At 61.1% G+C, this 18405-nt stretch carries 17 protein-coding genes; 11 read left to right on the top strand and 6 right to left on the bottom strand.

What is annotated here, in order from left to right:
• Positions 1–222: 222 nt before the first annotated feature.
• From ACA075_RS11845 to ACA075_RS11855, 3 genes are all read left to right on the top strand, one after another.
• On the top strand, positions 223–798 hold the full coding sequence (locus ACA075_RS11845; protein ID WP_497298623.1) for a flavodoxin family protein: 576 nt from the start codon (positions 223–225) through the stop codon (positions 796–798).
• Positions 799–830: 32 nt separating this feature from the next.
• Complete coding sequence (locus ACA075_RS11850) at positions 831–1655, top strand: alpha/beta fold hydrolase (protein ID WP_497298625.1); 825 nt, start codon at positions 831–833, stop codon at positions 1653–1655.
• Between the two features lie 75 nt (positions 1656–1730).
• Entirely contained in the window at positions 1731–3173 is a 1443-nt protein-coding gene (locus ACA075_RS11855; protein WP_497298627.1) for a catalase, read from the top strand.
• A gap of 223 nt (positions 3174–3396) precedes the next feature.
• On the opposite strand, the gene ACA075_RS11860 is transcribed toward ACA075_RS11855, so the two are convergent.
• Positions 3397–3837, bottom strand: coding sequence for a helix-turn-helix domain-containing protein (locus ACA075_RS11860; RefSeq protein WP_497298628.1), 441 nt, complete (start codon positions 3835–3837; stop codon positions 3397–3399).
• 207 nt (positions 3838–4044) lie between these two features.
• Between ACA075_RS11860 and ACA075_RS11865 the strand changes: the two genes are divergently transcribed.
• The 6 genes from ACA075_RS11865 to ycaC all read left to right on the top strand — a co-directional run bounded on the left by ACA075_RS11865 (position 4045) and on the right by ycaC (position 10916).
• Positions 4045–5031 carry an MBL fold metallo-hydrolase gene (locus ACA075_RS11865; RefSeq protein ID WP_497298630.1) on the top strand — a complete coding sequence of 329 codons (987 nt, stop codon included), beginning with the start codon at positions 4045–4047 and terminating at the stop codon, positions 5029–5031.
• Between the two features lie 34 nt (positions 5032–5065).
• Positions 5066–5986, top strand: coding sequence for a LysR family transcriptional regulator (locus ACA075_RS11870; RefSeq protein WP_094471694.1), 921 nt, complete (start codon positions 5066–5068; stop codon positions 5984–5986).
• A gap of 1397 nt (positions 5987–7383) precedes the next feature.
• Positions 7384–7800, top strand: coding sequence for a DoxX family protein (locus tag ACA075_RS11875; RefSeq protein WP_497298631.1), 417 nt, complete (start codon positions 7384–7386; stop codon positions 7798–7800).
• Positions 7793–8386 (top strand): antibiotic biosynthesis monooxygenase, encoded by a 594-nt coding sequence (locus ACA075_RS11880; protein WP_497298633.1) that lies wholly within the window; start codon positions 7793–7795, stop codon positions 8384–8386. Before ACA075_RS11875 ends, ACA075_RS11880 begins: the two co-directional genes overlap by 8 nt.
• Positions 8383–10221, top strand: a complete 1839-nt coding sequence (locus ACA075_RS11885) for an amidohydrolase (RefSeq protein ID WP_497298635.1) — start codon at positions 8383–8385, stop codon at positions 10219–10221. Before ACA075_RS11880 ends, ACA075_RS11885 begins: the two co-directional genes overlap by 4 nt.
• A 68-nt stretch (positions 10222–10289) precedes the next feature.
• Positions 10290–10916: an isochorismate family cysteine hydrolase YcaC gene (gene ycaC, locus ACA075_RS11890; RefSeq protein ID WP_219097846.1), complete on the top strand. Its 627-nt coding sequence runs from the start codon at positions 10290–10292 to the stop codon at positions 10914–10916.
• Between the two features lie 229 nt (positions 10917–11145).
• Here the strand turns inward: ycaC and ACA075_RS11895 are convergent, their stop codons facing one another.
• Together ACA075_RS11895 and ACA075_RS11900 are read right to left on the bottom strand one after the other, a co-directional pair.
• Positions 11146–12582: a mechanosensitive ion channel domain-containing protein gene (locus ACA075_RS11895; RefSeq protein WP_497298636.1), complete on the bottom strand. Its 1437-nt coding sequence runs from the start codon at positions 12580–12582 to the stop codon at positions 11146–11148.
• A gap of 231 nt (positions 12583–12813) precedes the next feature.
• Positions 12814–13833 carry an alpha/beta hydrolase gene (locus ACA075_RS11900; RefSeq protein ID WP_497298637.1) on the bottom strand — a complete coding sequence of 340 codons (1020 nt, stop codon included), beginning with the start codon at positions 13831–13833 and terminating at the stop codon, positions 12814–12816.
• A 161-nt stretch (positions 13834–13994) separates the two neighbouring features.
• On the opposite strand from ACA075_RS11900, the gene ACA075_RS11905 reads away from it, so the two are divergent.
• A complete protein-coding gene (locus tag ACA075_RS11905; RefSeq protein WP_497298638.1) occupies positions 13995–14891 on the top strand; it encodes a LysR family transcriptional regulator in 897 nt (298 codons plus the stop codon).
• A gap of 139 nt (positions 14892–15030) precedes the next feature.
• Here ACA075_RS11905 and ACA075_RS11910 read toward each other — a convergent pair whose 3' ends face one another.
• The 3 genes from ACA075_RS11910 to gspG form a co-directional block, all read right to left on the bottom strand.
• Positions 15031–15735 carry a hypothetical protein gene (locus ACA075_RS11910; RefSeq protein ID WP_497298639.1) on the bottom strand — a complete coding sequence of 235 codons (705 nt, stop codon included), beginning with the start codon at positions 15733–15735 and terminating at the stop codon, positions 15031–15033.
• A 150-nt stretch (positions 15736–15885) separates the two neighbouring features.
• The gene (locus tag ACA075_RS11915; protein WP_094471766.1) at positions 15886–17073 is read right to left on the bottom strand and encodes a type II secretion system F family protein; all 1188 of its coding nucleotides are present in this window, start codon (positions 17071–17073) and stop codon (positions 15886–15888) included.
• Between the two features lie 14 nt (positions 17074–17087).
• A complete protein-coding gene (gene gspG, locus ACA075_RS11920; protein WP_010455721.1) occupies positions 17088–17522 on the bottom strand; it encodes a type II secretion system major pseudopilin GspG in 435 nt (144 codons plus the stop codon).
• Positions 17523–17717: 195 nt separating this feature from the next.
• On the opposite strand from gspG, the gene ACA075_RS11925 reads away from it, so the two are divergent.
• Entirely contained in the window at positions 17718–18326 is a 609-nt protein-coding gene (locus ACA075_RS11925) for a lytic transglycosylase domain-containing protein (protein WP_497298640.1), read from the top strand.
• Positions 18327–18405: the final 79 nt, after the last annotated feature.

Genomic DNA, 18405 nt, shown 5'->3' on the forward strand with positions numbered 1-18405 from the left:
TGCCACGCAACCTGTGGGAGCGAGCCTGCGTGGCGAGGGGATTTATCCCCGTTCGGCTGCGAAGCAGTCGCAAACCCAGTGAATGCGGTTTTTCTGAAACACCGCATTCACAGGTTCAGGGCCGCTTCGCGCCCCAACGGGGGATAAATCCCCTCACCACAGTTCGCTCCCACAGGGGACGGCGGTGTTGCAAAGGGATCAACTTGTCATGAGGACGCCGCAATGAGCAACGTGGTGGTGGTCTATCACAGTGGCTACGGGCACACCCGGGTCATGGCCGAAGCCGTGGCCCAGGGGGTGGAACGGCACGTGGGCAGCACCTGCCTGCTGGTTCCGGTCGATGAAGTGGACCAGCACTGGGACCAGTTGCACAGCGCCGACGCCATCATCTTCGGCGCCCCGACCTACATGGGCAGCGCGTCGGCACCGTTCAAAGGCTTCATGGAGTCTACGGCGGCGTTCTACCTCGCCCAGCCGTGGCGCGACAAACTGGCCGCCGGCTTCACCAATTCCGGCTGCCTGTGCGGCGACAAACTCAACACATTGCTGCAGATGGCGGTGTTCGCCGCGCAGCACTCGATGATCTGGGTCGGCCTCGGCCTGCTGCCGGCGCGCTCCAGCATCGGCGCCTTCGACGGGCAAATGAATCGCCTCGGCAGTTCGCTCGGCGCTATGGCCCAGTCGAATGTCGAACAGACCCCGGACCTCGCCCCACCTCCCGAAGATCGCTGCACCGCCGCTCACCTCGGCGAGCGGGTGGCGCGGCTGGCTGAACGAATGAACCCTTCACCGCTTTGATACACCCCCAACACTCGCAAAGGAGACATCGCATGAGTACGTTCACGACCCGAGACGGCACCGAGATTTACTACAAGGACTGGGGCACCGGCCAACCCATCGTCTTCAGCCACGGCTGGCCGTTGAACGCCGACAGCTGGGAATCGCAGATGATCTTCCTGGCCTCCAAAGGCTACCGGGTGATTGCCCACGACCGTCGTGGTCATGGCCGCTCCAGCCAGCCGTGGGCCGGCAACGACATGGACACCTACGCCGATGACCTGGCGCAGTTGATCGAGTTGCTGGACCTCAAAGACGCCGTGCTGTTCGGCTTCTCCACCGGCGGTGGCGAAGTGGCGCGCTACATCGGTCGCCACGGCACCGGCCGCGTGGCCAAGGCCGGGCTGATTTCCTCGGTGCCGCCGCTGATGCTCAAGACCGAAGCCAACCCTGGCGGACTGCCGATCGAAGTGTTCGATGGCATTCGTCAGGCGTCCCTGGTCGACCGTTCGCAACTGTACATCGACCTCGCCAGCGGACCGTTCTTCGGCTTCAACAAACCGGACGCCAAACCGTCCCAGGGCATGATCGACTGGTTCTGGATGCAAGGCATGATGGCCGGCCACAAGAACGCCTACGACTGCATCAAGGCGTTCTCGGAAACCGACTTCACCGAAGACCTGAAGAAGTTCGACATCCCGACGCTGGTGGTGCATGGCGACGCAGACCAGGTGGTGCCGTTCGAAGCGGCGGGCATCGCCTCAGCAAAACTGGTGAAAGGTTCTACGCTGAAGATCTACCCCGGCGCCCCTCACGGCTTGACTGATACCCACAAGGATCAGCTCAACGCTGATCTGCTGGCGTTTCTCAAGGGTTGATGTACCCCGGCGCGGGCGTAGATCCGCGCCGGTTTTCGCTCCTGATGAGAGCAGACAACCATCGAGATCACGTTCATGAAAAAGCTCACAAACGCCACCGGCGCGCCGGTGGTCGATAACCTCAATATCCAGACCGCCGGCCCTCGTGGGCCGGCGCTCTTGCAAGACATTTGGCTGCTGGAAAAACTCGCCCACTTCGACCGCGAACTGATCCCCGAGCGGCGCATGCACGCCAAGGGCGCGGGCGCTTACGGCACGTTCACCGTCACCAATGACATCACGCGTTACACCAAAGCCGATATCTTCAGCTCAGTGGGCAAGGAAACGCCGTTGTTCGTGCGCTTTTCCTCGGTGGCCGGCGAACGCGGCGCGGCGGATGCCGAGCGTGACATCCGTGGTTTCGCGGTGAAGTTCTACACCGACGAAGGCAACTGGGACATTGTCGGCAACAACACGCCGGTGTTTTTCTTTCGCGACCCGCTGCGTTTCTCCGACCTCAACCACGTGGTCAAGCGCGACCCGCGCACCGGCCTGCGCAATGCCACCAGCAACTGGGACTTCTGGACCCTGCTGCCCGAGGCGTTGCACCAGGTGACCATCGTCATGAGCGATCGCGGGATTCCCACCAGTTTTCGCCACATGCACGGCTTCGGCAGCCACACCTTCAGCCTGATCAACCGTGACAACCAGCGGGTGTGGGTGAAGTTTCACTTTGTCTGCCAGCAAGGCATCGAAAACCTCTCGGACGCCGAGGCTGCCGCGGTGGTTGGCCAAGACCGCGAAAGCAATCTGCGCGACCTCTACGAAGTCATCGAGCAGGGCAACTTCCCACGCTGGAAGCTGTGCATCCAGGTGATGGAAGAGGAGCAGGCGCTCAACTACCGGCATAACCCGTTCGACCTGACCAAAGTCTGGCCGCACGGCGAGTTTCCGCTGATCGAAGTGGGCATCATGGAGCTCAATCGCAACGCCGAGAACCACTTCGCTGAAATCGAACAAGCGGCGTTCTCGCCGGCCAACGTGGTGCCGGGGGTGAGCTTCTCGCCGGACCGCATGCTCCAGGCGCGGCTGTTTTCCTACGGCGATGCCCAGCGCTATCGCTTGGGGGTGAATTTCAATCACATCCCGGTCAACGCACCGCGCTGCCCGGCCCACAGCTACCACCGCGACGGCGCCATGCGCACCGACGGCAACCTCGGCGGCACCGCCAGTTACTTCCCGAACAGCCTGGGCGAGTGGCAGGATTCACCGGAGCTGGCCGAGCCGCCGCTGCCGCTGGAAGGCTTCGCGCAGCACTATGATCATCGCCTGGAAGAGGACCATTACGAGCAGCCGGGGAACCTGTTCCGTTTGCTCGACCCGGTGCGCAAACAGCTGCTGTTCGACAACACCGCACGGGCCATGAACGGCGTGCCGCAGGCGATTCGTCAGCGCCATATCGACAACTGCACCAAGGCTGATCCGGCGTATGGGTTTGGCGTGGCCGAGGCGTTGGAGCGCCTGACCCCGTTGGGCTGACGCAACCGGTGTCGCAACGAAAGGCTTTGTAGCAGCTGTCGAGCCTGCGAGGCTGCGTTCGGCTGCGAAGCAGTCGTGAAACCTGAGTACGCGGTTTTCCTGAAACACCGCGTTGGCTGATTTCACGACTGCTTCGCAGCCGAACGCAGCCTCGCAGGCTCGACAGCTGCTACAGAGGCCGAACGCGGGCTCGACAGCTGCTACAGAGCGTGCGGCTCCAAGTCTATTGCGCGTGAGTTTGAGCGGAGTAGGCGGGGCGTTGGGGTAGGGCGCGCACAGCGCGGCATCGCCACGCAAACGGATTGATGCCTTCGCTGCGGGTGAAGATGTGGCAGAAATGCGCCTGATCGCAAAAGCCGCATTCGAGGCTGATTTGCGTCAGTGTCAGGTCGGTGCTCTGGATCAACTGCTTGGCCCGGGCAATCCGTTGGTGGCGAATCCAGTCTTGCGGCGAGAGCCCGGTGCTGCACTTGAACGCGCGGGAGAAATGACTGCGCGACAGGGCGCAGGCGCGGGCCAGTTCGGTCACTTCAACGGTTTCACCGAGGCGCTCAAGGATCAGTTGTTTGGCCAGGCTTTCGCGCCACGGGGTCAGGCCGCCGATGGTTTTCTTGCGCGCTTCAGTGACAGTCGCGCGGGCGACGTTTTGCTGAGAATGGGCCATGACAAATGTCCGTGTCGGTGAGCTTCATTCTTGGGCGCGGGGCTCTGGCAGGCGAGTTAAACGTTGTTAATTCCGTCGGTTTACAGGAGGTGACAACGCGCTAACTCAGCACATTGCTGCAATTTCCACGGGCACGATCCGTGCAAAATCGCCATCATCCGACGGCGTTCACATCGCCGCTTTTCTGACTCGATCAAGGGTGAAGGCATGAAACATTCTCTGGTTTGCGCGCTGGGGCTCGCGGTTGCGCTGGCGTCCGGGATTGCCTCGGCGCAGGCACCGGCGCAGGTCGGCACACAAGTGCCGGGCTACTTCCGCCTGGCGGTGGGCGACTTTGAGGTGACGGCGTTGTTCGATGGCTACAACGACCTGTCGCCCAAACTGCTCAAGGGCCTGACCCAGAGTCAGATCCGCGCGCTGCTGGCCCGTCGTTCGATTGAAACGCCAGGCGTGCAGACCGCGTTCAACGCGTTTCTGATCAATACCGGCAAGCAACTGATCCTGGTGGATACCGGCGCTGGCCAGTGCATCGGCGAAACGGCCGGTATGCTCTCGGACAACATGAAAGCCGCCGGTTATGAGCCCGCGCAAGTCGACACGATCCTGTTGACCCACCTGCACCTGGACCACGTCTGCGGGCTGGTCGACGGCCAGCAGAAACCGGTTTTCGCCAACGCCACGGTCTTTGCTGCGAAGGCAGAGGCCGATTACTGGCTTGATCCGCAAGCCCTGGCCAAGGCACCCGAGGGTGCCAGGCCGTATTTCAAAATTGCCCAGGACTCCACCGCACCGTATGTGGCCGAAGGCCGTTTCAAGACCTTCGCTGCCGGTCAGTCTCCCGTGCCGGGGGTGGTCGATGCCGAGCTTGAAAGCGGGCACACGCCGGGCAGCACCACCTATCGCTTCACCTCGCAGGGGCAAAGCATTCTGTTCATGGGCGATCTGGTGCATAACCTCGCCGTGCAGTTCGAGCACCCGCAAGTGTCGATCGGCTTTGACGTCGACAGCCAGCAGGCGATCAAGAGCCGCGCCAAAGTGTTCAGTGAGGCGGCGGCGAGCAAGACCTGGGTGACGGCGGCGCACTTGCCGTTTCCGGGCATCGGTCACATCGCAGCAGAGGGCAAGCACTTCCAGTGGGTGCCGCTGGAATACGGGCCTTACAAGCGTGCGGCCAAAGTACCGCTGATCGAGTAAAGTCCCCGGCTGAACACACAAGGAAACCGTGCCTATGAACCGTAACGATCTGCGTCGCGTCGACATGAACCTGCTGGTGATTTTCGAAGCGTTGATGTTCGAAAAGAACCTGACCCGTGTGGCTGAAAAACTGTTCATGGGGCAACCGGCGGTGAGTGCGGCGCTGGGGCGGTTGCGGGATCTGTTCGACGATCCGTTGTTGCTGCGCAATGGCCGCGGCATGGAGCCGACGGCGCGGGCGCTGGCGATTCTCAAGGAGTTGCAGCCAGCGATGGATGTGATTTCCGGGGCGGTCAGCCGGGCCAAGGAATTCGATCCGACGACCAGTAGTGATGTGTTCCGCATCGGGCTGTCGGACGATGCCGAGTTCGGGTTGTTTCCGCCGTTGTTGCGGCAACTGCAGGAAGAGGCGCCGGGGATTGTCGTGGTGGTGCGTCGCGCCAACTATCTGCTGATGCCGGCATTGCTGGCCTCGGGAGAAATTTCCGTGGGGGTGAGTTACACCACGGATTTACCGGCGAATGCCAAGTGCAAGAAGTTACGGGACATCCCCTGCAAAGTGCTGCGCGGGGACAAGCGGCCGGGGACGCTGACGCTCGACGAATACTGCGAACGGCCGCATGCCATGGTGTCGTTCTCCGGTGACTTGAGTGGCAACATCGATCTGGATCTGGCCAAGGTCGGCCGCAGCCGCCGTGTGGTATTGGGTGTGCCGCAGTTCAGTGGGTTGCGGGCGTTGCTGGCCGGGACTGAGATGATTGCCACGGTGCCGGATTATGCGGCGTGTGCGCTGGTTGAGGGGTGTGCTTTGCGGGCGGAGGATCCGCCGTTTCCCATTGATGCGGCGCAGTTGTCGATGGCCTGGAGCGGGGTGCATGACAATGATCCGGCGGAGCGGTGGTTGCGGTCGCGGATCAGTGAGTTCATGTCGAGGCCTTTGCCGGTTTCTGCTTGAACGTGGCGGCCTTCGGGCCGACCAGGTTCCCCTTGATGTACGCCATCCAACTGTGGGAGCTGGCCTGCCAGCGATGGCGGCCTGATAGCCGACCAATTTCTTTCAGGTGTACATATCCATTTCTGCGGTAACGGCTGCTTATGGTTTCGCCCTTACGGCGACTCACTTTTCCAAACGCCGAAAAGTAAGCAAAAGGCTTCGCCCCAGCGTCCGGCCCCTCGCCTGGGCTCGGCGTACCCTCGCTCCGGCATTCATCTGGGGGCATCGCCTCCGGTCGGCTTCGCTTCGACCTCCTCTCGATGTGTGCGGCTTCGCCGCACGGCGCTACGCGCCCACCCCCCAGATGAACGCCTCCACTCGGCCTCCCGAAGGGGCGGGTAGATCAAGATCAAAAGCTGCAGGCGAGCTAACGCTCGGCCTGTTGAGTGGTGAAAAGCTTACGGTGTGTACCAATCCATTGTGGGAGCGAGCCTGCTCGCGATGGCGGCCTGACAGCCGACCAATATTTTGCAGATGCACCCATTCCAATTGTGGGAGCTGGCTTGCCTGCGAAGGCGGCCTGACAGCCGACCAATATTTTGCTGATGTACCCAATTCTATTGTGGGAGCTGGTTTGCCTGCGATGGCGGCCTGACAGCCGACCAATATTTTGCGGATACACCCATTCCAATTGTGGGAGCTGGCTTGCCTGCGAAGGCGGCCTGACAGCCGACCAATATTTTGCTGATGTACCCAATTCTATTGTGGGAGCTGGTTTGCCTGCGATGGCGGCCTGACAGCCGATCAATATTTTGCTGATGTACCCAATTCTATTGTGGGAGCTGGCCTGCCAGCGATGGCGGCCTGACAGCCGACCAATATTTTGCAGATGCACCCATTCCAATTGTGGGAGCTGGCTTGCCTGCGAAGGCGGCCTGACAGCCGACCAATATTTTGCTGATGTACCCAATTCTATTGTGGGAGCTGGTTTGCCTGCGATGGCGGCCTGACAGCCGATCAATATTTTGCTGATGTACCCAATTCTATTGTGGGAGCTGGCCTGCCAGCGAAGGCGGCCTGACAGCCGACCAATATTTTGCTGATGTACCCAGTTCTATTGTGGGAGCTGGCTTGCCTGCGAAGGCGGCCTGACAGCCGACCAATATTTTGCTGATGTACTCAATTCTATTGTGGGAGCTGGTTTGCCTGCGATGGCGGCGTATCAGCCAACATCAATGCTGAATGACTCAGCGCCTTCTCGAGCAAGCCCGCTCCCACAGGGATCTTCGTCGGTTGTAGATCCGGGCTCATCCGCAAAAAGAGCACACACATCCAATTTTCCCCGCTCCCGTCCCGGCACTATCAAACCAGGTCCCGGCGCATGAACGCCGGTGGTTTTTCATTTGTGCAGGTAGCCCATGAATACATCGCGATGGGATGAGCGGGCGCAGGATCTCGGACTGCTGTTTTTGCGGGTCAGCGGCGGTGTGTTTCTGCTGTGGGTGCACGGTTTGCCGAAGCTGCTTAACTACAGCGCTCAACTGCAAGTCATCGAAGACCCGTTTCACCTGGGCGCGAACGTCACGTTGATGTTGGCGATTTTTGCCGAGGTGCTGTGCCCGTTGCTGATTATCGCCGGGGTGTTGGTGCGGTTGGCGTGCCTGCCGATTTTGGCGGTGCTGCTGATTGCGCTGCTGGTGGTGCACGCGCAATGGAGTCTCGATGAAGGGCAGTTCGGTTGGCTGCTGTTGATTGTGTTCACCAGCCTTCTTATCGCCGGGCCGGGACGGCTGGCGCTCAATGTCCGATTTGCCGGAGCTTTGCGTTATGCCTGAATCCAATCGTTTCGAGGAAGTCGTGACCCTGGTCATCAAGCACCGGGTCAAGGCCGGTTTTGAAGTGCCTTACGAAGCCTGGTTGCGCAACATTGTCAGCATCGCTGGGCAGCAGGAAGGGCATTTGGGCGTGGACGTAATGCGCGGTAAAAACGCTGGCCTGGACATGTACACCTGCGTGCTGCGCTTTTGTTCCACCGAGGCGATGCAGCACTGGCTCGATTCGCCGCAGCGCTTTGAGTTGGTCAACGAAGCCACGCCGATGCTCGCCGATGGCGACCAGACCGAGGTCAACCCAGTCAACGAATTCTGGTTCGCGCCGCAAGCCGACGCCGCTTCGCCACCGCCGCCGCGCTGGAAGCAGGCCGTGGTGACGTTGTTGGTGATTCTGCCGCACACCTTGCTGGTGCCGCTGCTCTGGGGCCCTCTGCTGCAACTCAACGCCATCCTGTCCAATTACGTGGTGGCCACGTTCCTGATTACGCTGACCATCGTTGTCTCGGTGGTGTACCTGTTCATGCCGATGGCGACGCGTCTGTTCGCGCCCTGGCTGTCTCAATCCACTCCGTCCAAGGAAACGCGATGAACGCCGATCTGATTTTATTCAATGGCCAATTTCATACCGTTGACCGTGAAAACCCACGCGCCAGCGCGGTGGCGATCAGCGAAGGTCGCTTCGTTGCGGTCGGCACCGACGCCGAAGCCATGGCCCTGCGCGGGTCGGGCACGCAGGTCATCGACCTCAAGGGTCGCTGCGTCATTCCCGGCCTCAACGACTCGCACTTGCACCTGATTCGCGGCGGCTTGAACTACAACCTCGAACTGCGTTGGGAAGGCGTACCGTCGGTGGTCGATGCCTTGCGCATGCTTAAGGATCAGGCCGATCGCACGCCCACGCCGCAATGGGTGCGGGTGGTCGGGGGCTGGAACGAATTCCAGTTCGCTGAAAAGCGCATGCCGACCCTTGAAGAACTCAATCAGGCGGCGCCGGACACCCCGGTGTTTGTCCTGCATTTGTACGATCGCGCCTTGCTCAACCGCGCCGCTTTGCGTGTGGCCGGTTACACGCGCAACACGCCGAACCCGCCGGGTGGCGAGATTGTGCGCGATGCCAACGGTGAGCCGACCGGCATGTTGGTGGCGCGTCCCAACGCGATGATTTTGTACTCGACGCTGGCCAAGGGGCCGAAGTTGCCGCTGGAGTATCAGGTCAATTCGACGCGCCAGTTTATGCGCGAACTCAATCGCCTCGGCCTGACCAGCGCTATCGATGCCGGCGGTGGTTTCCAGAATTATCCCGACGATTACCAAGTGATCGAGCAGTTGGCCAAGGACCAGCAGCTGACCATTCGTATCGCCTACAACCTGTTCACGCAGAAGCCGAAAGAAGAGCTGACCGACTTCAAAAACTGGACGTCGAGCGTGACCCTGCATCAGGGCGACGATTACCTGCGGCACAACGGCGCCGGGGAAATGCTGGTGTTCTCGGCGGCGGATTTCGAGGACTTCCTCGAGCCGCGTCCGGACCTGCCGCAAACCATGGAAGACGAGTTGGAACCGGTGGTCCGCCACCTCGTCGAGCAGCGCTGGCCGTTCCGTTTGCACGCCACGTACAACGAATCCATCAGCCGCATGCTCGACGTGTTCGAGAAGGTCAACCGCGACATTCCGTTCAACGGTTTGCCGTGGTTTTTCGACCACGCTGAAACCATCACGCCACAAAACATCGAGCGGGTGAGGGCGCTGGGGGGCGGTATTGCGATTCAGGATCGCATGGCGTTTCAGGGCGAGTATTTTGTCGAGCGTTACGGCGCCAAAGCGGCCGAGGCGACGCCGCCGATCAAGCGCATGCTGGCCGAAGGTGTACCGGTCGGCGCCGGCACCGATGCCACGCGGGTGTCCAGCTACAATCCATGGACTTCGTTGTACTGGATGGTCAGCGGCCGCACGGTCGGTGGGCTGGAACTGCACGCCGAGGGCCTGTCTCGGCAGACCGCACTGGAGCTGTTCACCCACGGCAGCGCCTGGTTTTCCTCCGAGCAGGGCAAGAAAGGCATGATCAAGGTTGGCCAGCTGGCTGACGTCGCGGCGCTCAGCGCGGACTTTTTCAGCGTCGATGAAGAAGCCATCAAGTGGATCGAGTCAGTGTTGACCGTGGTCGGCGGCAAGGTGGTGTACGCCGCCGGTGATTTCGAAAAACTCGGACCTGCCAGCGTGCCGGTGCTGCCGGACTGGTCGCCGGTGGTCAAGGTGCCGGGTCATTGGCGTCCGACGTCGCCGATGCAGGCGCAGGTTCACCATTGCAGCGGGCCGTGCGGCGTGCATTCCCACAGCCATGAAAAGGCCCGTTTGTCGAACGCGCCGGTCAGCGATTTTGCGGGTTTCTGGGGCGCGTTCGGCTGCTCGTGCTTCGCGTTCTGACGATCACAACACGCGCCGATGCACTGCGTCGGCGCCATGCGTAATACCCATCCATCGAGGAGCTTCACATGAGCAACGTTCCGTACAAACGCCTGAACAAAGACGATGCCGTAGTCCTGTTGGTCGACCACCAGACCGGCCTGATTTCGCTGGTCCAGGATTTCTCGCCGAACGAATTCAAGAACAACGTGCTGGCCCTCGCGGACCTGGCCAAGTTCTTCAAGCTGCCGACCATCCTCACCACCAGTTTCGAAAACGGCCCGAACGGCCCGATGGTGCCTGAGCTCAAGGAACTGTTCCCGGACGCGCCGTACATTCCGCGTCCAGGCCAGATCAATGCCTGGGACAACGAAGATTTCGTCAAAGCCGTTAAAGCCACTGGCCGCAAGCAATTGATCATCGCTGGTGTGGTGACCGACGTTTGCGTAACGTTCCCGACGCTGTCGGCACTGGCGGAAGGCTTTGAAGTGTTTGTGGTGACCGACGCCTCGGGCACCTTCAACGAAACCGTGCAGCAAGCAGCCTGGGCACGCATGACCGCGGCCGGTGCACAACTGGTGAACTGGTTCTCGGTGGCGTGCGAGCTGCAGGGTGACTGGCGCAACGACATGGAAGGCCTGGCGAACCTGCTGTCGCCGCGCATTCCGAACTATCGCAATTTGATGAACAGCTACGTGGCGCTGACGGCGAAGTAAGCTCGGCGATCCATAAAAATGCCCGCGACTGTGCGGGCATTTTTTTGTCTGGCGAGTGAGCTTGTTGTAGCAGCTGTCGAGCTTGCGAGGCTGCGTTCGGCTGCGAAGCAGTCGTTAGTTCAACCAATGCGGTGAGTCAGAAAAAACTCGCACTCAGGTCTTGCGACTGCTTCGCAGCCGAACGCAGCCTCGCAAGCTCGACAGCTGCTACATGAAACCGCGTGATCCGTTACACAGATTGGCGCTTCTGCAGCCAGCTGAGGAAGCCGCTTTTCTTGATCGGCGCCGGCTTGGCCATCAACGCTAACCGGCTGTTCTGCTGCCGCACCGCCTGCAGCTTGTTCAACGACCGACCCACTTCAACCCGTTGTTCCATGCAACCACGGGTCAGGGATTTGTCGATCCGGTAAATGATGCACGAGGTCAGGGTGGTGAAGGTGGCCTGGGACGGTGTGTCGGTGAGGATGCTTTGTTCGCCCATCACCTCACTCGGCCCCATGCGCCCGGCTTCGGTTTGCCCGGTGCCATCGGGCACGGTGGCGCTGACCACGCCCGTGGCGATCACCATCAGACTGTCCGGCACTTCGCCCATTTCCAGCACCACCTGACCCGCCGCGTATTGTTGCGGGACCATGGACTGGGCCAATTGATCACGCTCGTCCTCGCTCAGGGAACGGAAGACTTTCACCTCATCCAGCAACGCCCGCGCACGGGTCGTCGGTTCAATCACGCCATCGATCTGCCGGGAAATTCCCGCCGCTTCGAGGTGCCGATGCGCCAGGTCGAACAGCTGATTGCGCACTTCGCTCTTCTTGCCGAGCTCGGCGATAAAACCGCTGGCCACGTACTCGGACATGGCTTCGCCAGCCTCTTTGAGCACCACTTTCGGCGCCGGGTTGAGCAGCAAACTGCTGCTGCCTTGAAGCGTGCGCTCCAGTGCTTCCATTACCCGGCGCGGGCGAATGTGGTTGGGCACCTGGATGCTGATCGACACGCCGTGCATGTTGTTCGGCCGGCTCAAATTGACGATCTTCGCCTTGGCCGCCACCGAGTTCGGCACCACCGCGGTGCTGCCGGCGCTGGTCAGCAGGTGTGTAGCGCGCCAGTCGATGTCGAGGACTTTGCCTTCGACGCCGTCAATCATGATCCAGTCATCCACCTGATAGGGCTTGGTGGTGTTGAGCACGATCCCGGAAAACACGTCGCTCAAGGTGCTTTGTAACGCCAGACCGACGACGATGGCCACCACGCCGGACGTCGCCAGCAAGCCTTTCACCGGCAGCTCCAGCACGTAACCGGCCGCCGCGACGATGGCGATCAGGAACACCAGCGCGCCGATGACGTCCTGCAACAGGCGACCGCTGTGACCGATGCGGCGCATCAGCACCAGGCCGATGACTTCGGTGAACACCCGCGCGGCGTACAGCCACCAGACAATCCCCAACGCCGTGGCGCCCAATTGCGCGACGCGATCCTCGGCGAACAACGGCGCCTGCAACGGGCTCACACCGGCATTGATCACCAGCGCGCTGAACAGCACAAACAACGCCAGCCGCACGCCAACCCGCGTGATGCGATGCTTGAACGGCGCGAGGTGCCAGAGCACGGCGTCGATCACCAGCAGCAGGGCACTCCAGGACAGCAGGTGAGCGAGGACAAAGGACATGGGGAACTCCGACTAAGGATCACTTCGATTCATGTAGCAGCTGTCGAGCCCCGGCGAGGCTGCGTTCGGCTGCGAAGCAGTCGTAAAATCAGGCGATGCGTTTTTTCAGGAAAATCACGCCTATAGGGTTCACGACTGCTTCGCAGCCGAACGCAGCCTCGCCGGGGCTCGACAGCTGCTACAAGGGCAAGCAGCTTCGCCACACATTGCTGTGTGGCGAGGCGAGGTGACTCAGTTCAAGTGAATCTTGAGTTCCAGTGCCGCCTGACGAACCGCCGCTTTCACCTCCGGAATCTGGCTCAGCGGGTTGAGCAGGCCGAAGTCGTGAATCATGCCGTTGTAACGCACCGCCGTGACCGGCACACCGGCTGCGTCGAGGTGGCGGGCGTAGGCTTCGCCTTCGTCACGCAACACGTCGAACTCGGCGGTTTGCACCAGGGCGGCGGGCAAGCCTTTGAGCTGTTCGGCACTGGCTTGTAGCGGCGAGGCATGGATCTGCGCACGCTCGGCCTGGTCGGTCGTGTAGTTGTCCCAGAACCAGTTCATCATGCCCTTGGTCAGGAAGTGACCTTCGGCAAATTGCTGGTACGAGCCGCTGTCGAACTGCGCGTTGGTCACCGGCCACATCAACAACTGAAAGCGCAGCGCCGGGGTTTTCTGTTCCTTGGCCATCAACGCCACGACCGCCGCCATGTTGCCACCGACACTGTTGCCGGCCACCGCGAGGCGCTTGCCATCGACGCCGATGTCCTTGCCATGCTCGGCCACCCAGCGGGTCGCGGCGTAAGCCTGGTTGATCGCAGTCGGGTAATGCGCTTCCGGCGACGGTGTGTAATCGACATACACCGCGACGGCACCGGAACCCACCACCAGGTCGTGAATCAGACGCTGGTGAGTCGGGTAATCGCCCAGCACCCAACCGCCACCGTGGAAGAACATGAACACCGGCAATTCACCTTTGACCTTGGCCGGCCGGACGATTTTCAGGTTGATGGTTTGTCCGTCGACCTTGATCGCACGGTCGCTGACGTCCACACCCGACAGATCAACCTTCACCGAGTTTTGCGCACCGGTCAGCACCGCACGGGCCTCTTTCGGGCTCAACTGCTCAAGCGGCTTGCCACCGCCGGCGGCGAGGGCTTCGAGGAACGCCTGGGTATTGTGTTCGACACCCGGGCTACCGGCGGCGAATGCGTTGCCGATGGAAAGGGCGAGAAGGGACGCGGTCAGGGTTTTGTTGACGATGTTCATGGGGCAAATCCTTTTTAGTTAATTAGAGTTTTATGACCTGAGGTCGGGTCGCTGCTGGCGCTGGGGTCCAGGCCTCAGCAACACCGTGGACACAGATTAATAGGTCGCCCAAAAGGGAAAAAGCAGCTATAAAGTGTTTGACTGTCAACCAAGGCGTGACAATGAACCCGTTCGAAGATATGCGTATTTTTTGCCAGGTCATGGACTCCGGCAGCTTCACCTCGGCAGCTGATCAATTGGGCCTGTCCAAGCAATTTGTCAGCCGGCGCTTGATGCAGCTCGAAGAGCGTCTGGGCGTGCGCTTGCTCAACCGCTCTACGCGGCGGCTCGACGTCACGCCGCTGGGCCAGAGTTATTACGAGTCCGCGTTACGGTTGCTCGGTGAAGTCGAGCAAGTGGAGCAGGGCATCGCCGGCCAGACCACCGAGCCGCGCGGCACCATCCGCGTGAGTGCGCCGTTGTCGTTTGCGCTGGCGCACCTGGGGTGTCTGCTGCCGTTGTTTTTACAGCGCTACCGCGATGTCACGGTGGAAGTGGACTTGAGCGATCGGCCAGTGGACTTGCTCAGCGAGGGGTACGACCTGGCATTGCGCATCGGCGTCCTCGAAGACTCGACCCTGATCGCCCGCCGCATCGCCGCCATCCAGCGCGTGTACTGCGCCAGCCCGGCTTACCTGGCTGAACGCGGCACGCCGCTCAAACCCGAAGATTTGCACAATCATGACTGCCTGCCTTATGGCCACGGGCGTCAGGTGCAATGGCGTTTCGAAGGGCAGGGCAAGCCGCTGAGCGTCAATGTGACGGGCAGGATGCGGGTCAATAACGGGGAGTTGCTCAAGGACGCGGCGGTGGCCGGGATGGGGATTACGTACTTGCCGACGTTTATTGTCGGCTCGGCGCTGAAGGAGGGGCGGCTGGTGCCGGTGCTGGATGAGTTTCGTCCGCAGCCGCTGACGTTGTCGGCGGTGTATCCGCAGCATCGCCAGAGTTCGCGGCCGGTGCAGGCGTTGATCGAGTTTTTGCGCGAGCGGCTGGATCGGGTTGAGTGTGGGTTGTAAGGCTCACCCTTTTCACTGTAGGAGTGAGCCTGCTCGCGATGGCGGTGGGTCATTAAGCAAATATGCTGTCTGACATGACGCCATCGCGAGCAGGCTCGCTCCCACAGGGGATTTGTGGAGTTTTGAAGGTTAGTGACTGTCAGGTCCTTTTGTTATCGCCTGGCTCGCCACCGACATGCACGCCGTGGTCGTCGCCGATCTCGCCGGAGCGGTGTACGCCATGGTCATCACCGATTTCGCCGGAGCGATGTACGCCGTGGTCGTCGCCGATCTCGCCGGAGCGATGCACGCCGTGGTCATCACCGATTTCGCCGGAACGATGCACGCCGTTGTCGTCACCGGGTTCGGCGTGAGTGCCACTGCGTCCGGAGGAGGCTGTGTTGCCGGAGTGTCCTGAACCATTATCACTGCCGCTGTGACCGCTGCCGCTATTGCCGCCGCTGCCACTGTTGCCACCGCTGCCGCTTCCTCCGTGACTGCCGCCGTTACCGCCGCTGCCATTGCCACCGCTTCCGCTCCCGCCGTGACCACCGCCATTGCCGCCGCCACCGCTTCCGCCACCACCGCCATTGCCGCCGCCACCGTTTCCGCCGCCACCGCCATTGCCGCCGCCACCGTTTCCGCCGCCACCGCCATTGCCGCCACCGCCGGAACCACCGCCCCCGCCGCCATTGCCGCCACCGCCGGAACCACCCCCACCGCCGCCCGATCCGCCGCCACCACCACTACCACCATCCTTGGCCTGGGCACTCGATACCCCGGACAAGCTGTCCGGAATCAATACGGTAGACGCCGACAGAACTGCGCCAATAGCTACTGCAAGTAAAAGCTTGTTGATGTGCATGTCGTTCTCCGTCTTGTTACTCAGGTTGGAACGTTGATGAACAATGCAACTTGCTGCTCGATTCAATGGGAGAACACCGCAGCGCGCTGATTAATTCAGTTGCAATGTGGATGAACGATGAACGGTACAACGCGACCCTGCTCCAGAGGGTCAGTGAATACTCGAGGCCAGCTCGAAGATCGGGATGTACATCAGGATCACGATGACCCCGATCAGCAGGCCGATGAAGGTCATGAGCAAGGGTTCGAACAGCCGCACGAACCATTCGATCCAGCGGCTGATTTCTTCGTCGTAGAAGTCAGCGCTGCGTTCCATCATCTGGCCGAGGTTGCCGGACTGTTCGCCCGCTCTAAGCAAGCGCAGGGACACCGGGGTCACCAGGTGATTGAGTTCCAGTGCAGCCGACAGTGATTGCCCCTCGCGTACCCGTTCGCAGGCCTGGTCCAGGCGCACGCGGGAGGCGGGGGTGAGCAAGCCGCGAACCATGCCCATCGCGGTGACGAGGGGGATGCCGCCCTGCAACAGAATGCCCAGGGAGCGATAGAAGCGAGCCAGTTCGTACATGAAGATGCGTTGGTGGACCGCCGGGAGTTTTTCGATTACACGGTCGACGCCCCGACGAAAGGCCGGTTGGCGCTGAAGAAAGCCGAGGGCGACGATGATTGCCGCCAATGCGCCGAAGAATTCACCCTGGTGGGCGTGCAGGAACATCCCGCAGCTCATCAGCACCTGCGACAGCCACGGCAGATTCGACCCCAGCCCTTCGAACACCAGGCTGAAGCGCGGCACTACGTAACCCATCAGGAACAACACCACGCCACCGCCAACCACCAGCAACAGCAGGGGGTAGATCGAGGCACTGACGATTTTTTGCCGAACCTCGTCCATACGCTGGCGATAGCTGACATAGCGGCCCAGGGCATCGCCCACGGCGCCGGTCTTCTCGCTGGATTGCACCAGCGCCACGTAGAGCGGAGGGAACACCGCCGACAGCTGGGCCAATGCCTGGGAGAACGATTTGCCTTCATAAAGCAGGCGCACCAGTTCGCTCAAGGTTTTACGGGCCTGTGGAGCGTTCTCTTTTTCCGCCAGGCTTTCCAGCGCATCGATTAACGGCAGACCGGCATTGAGCAGAGTGGTCAGTTCCTGGCTGAACAACACCAGGTTGAAGGTCTCGCGCTTTTGCAAACGCAACGCGCGCCAGTGCCGCTCGACGTGCAGGCTGACCACCCGCAAGCCCTGGTCTTCGACGATGCGCCGGGCTTCGCTGTCCCCTTGGGCCTCGACGGTCATCGAGACCACGCCGGCCTTGCCCACTGCCTTGAGATGAAAGCGCATGGTCGCGACCCTCGTCATTGCCAGCTGGTGACTTCGGCGTTTTCGCCTTCGCCGCCGGGTTGACCGTCCTTGCCCATGGACAGCAGATCGTATTCGCCGTTTTCGCCGGGGTAGCGGTAGTTGTAGTTACGGCCCCACGGATCCTGCGGCAGTTTTTTCTGCAAATACGGACCGGTCCATTTGGTTTCATCGCTCGGCGCAGTGACCAGCGCCTGCAAACCCTGTTCGGTCGACGGGTAATGACCGACCTCCAGACGGTACAGGTCCAGCGCTTTGCCCAGGCCTTCGATTTGTGCCTTGGCCACCTTCACTTCGGAGCGGCCCAGTTGGGCGAAATACTTCGGTGCGACGATGCCGGCCAACAGCCCCAGCACCACCAGCACCACCAACAGTTCGAGCAGAGTGAACCCGCTTTGAGGACGCGGGGCGGAACGCAAACGCTGATTCATGATGACCTCACACAGTCGGCAGAAGGGTCGCCATGAAGGCATATGCAATTGCCATGCTCACCCCCGGACATCCTTCTGAAACCCCGGTATTACGGGCCTTTGCGCTTTCGGCACAGTGCTTGCGTATGGCTTGTTTACTACCGGCCATTGGGGCATTAGCCCCATTTTTCGGGGCCGGGCAGGGGAGGCAAAATAATGAAAACACTCACCACAGGACTGCTCGGCTGCTTGCTGCTGACGAGCGTCGCACAGGCCGATGTGTTCGTTTCCGTGGACGCCAAGGGCAGTTACGTACTGTCCAATGTTCACCGTCCCGGCCGCACCTATGAACGGGTCATTCACGAGCCCCAATCCTCGCTGGTCGGTCTTGACCAGCAGCCCCAAATGATTGCCAGGCAACCTTATGCAGAGCTGGTGTCGGCGGCCGCCATGGCCAATGAATTGCCGGCGGCGCTGTTGCATGCCGTTATCCGCGAAGAGTCCCGCTACAACTCGGATGCGACGTCCCCCAAAGGCGCCGGAGGGCTGATGCAATTGATGCCCGATACCGCCCGGGAGATGGGAGTAAAAAACGTCTATGACCCCAAGGCCAACATCCAGGGCGGCGCCAAATACCTCAAGCGCCTGCTGACCCTGTTCGACAACGACATCACCCTCGCCGTGGCGGCCTACAACGCCGGGCCACAAGCGGTGCTGAGCCGTGGCGGAGTAATCCCGCCGTTCGCTGAAACCCAGCGTTATGTACCCAGTGTCTTGCGACAGTACCGGCGCTTGCAGGGCATGGCCGTGGATGCGCCGCTGTGATTGGCGGACGTGGGGCACGTCCCCCAATAGTGGGGCAACAAGGACCGGGCCGAAAAGTGGGGAAAAATTGGGGGATATC

The organism is Pseudomonas sp. LBUM1663 (assembly GCF_059695905.1).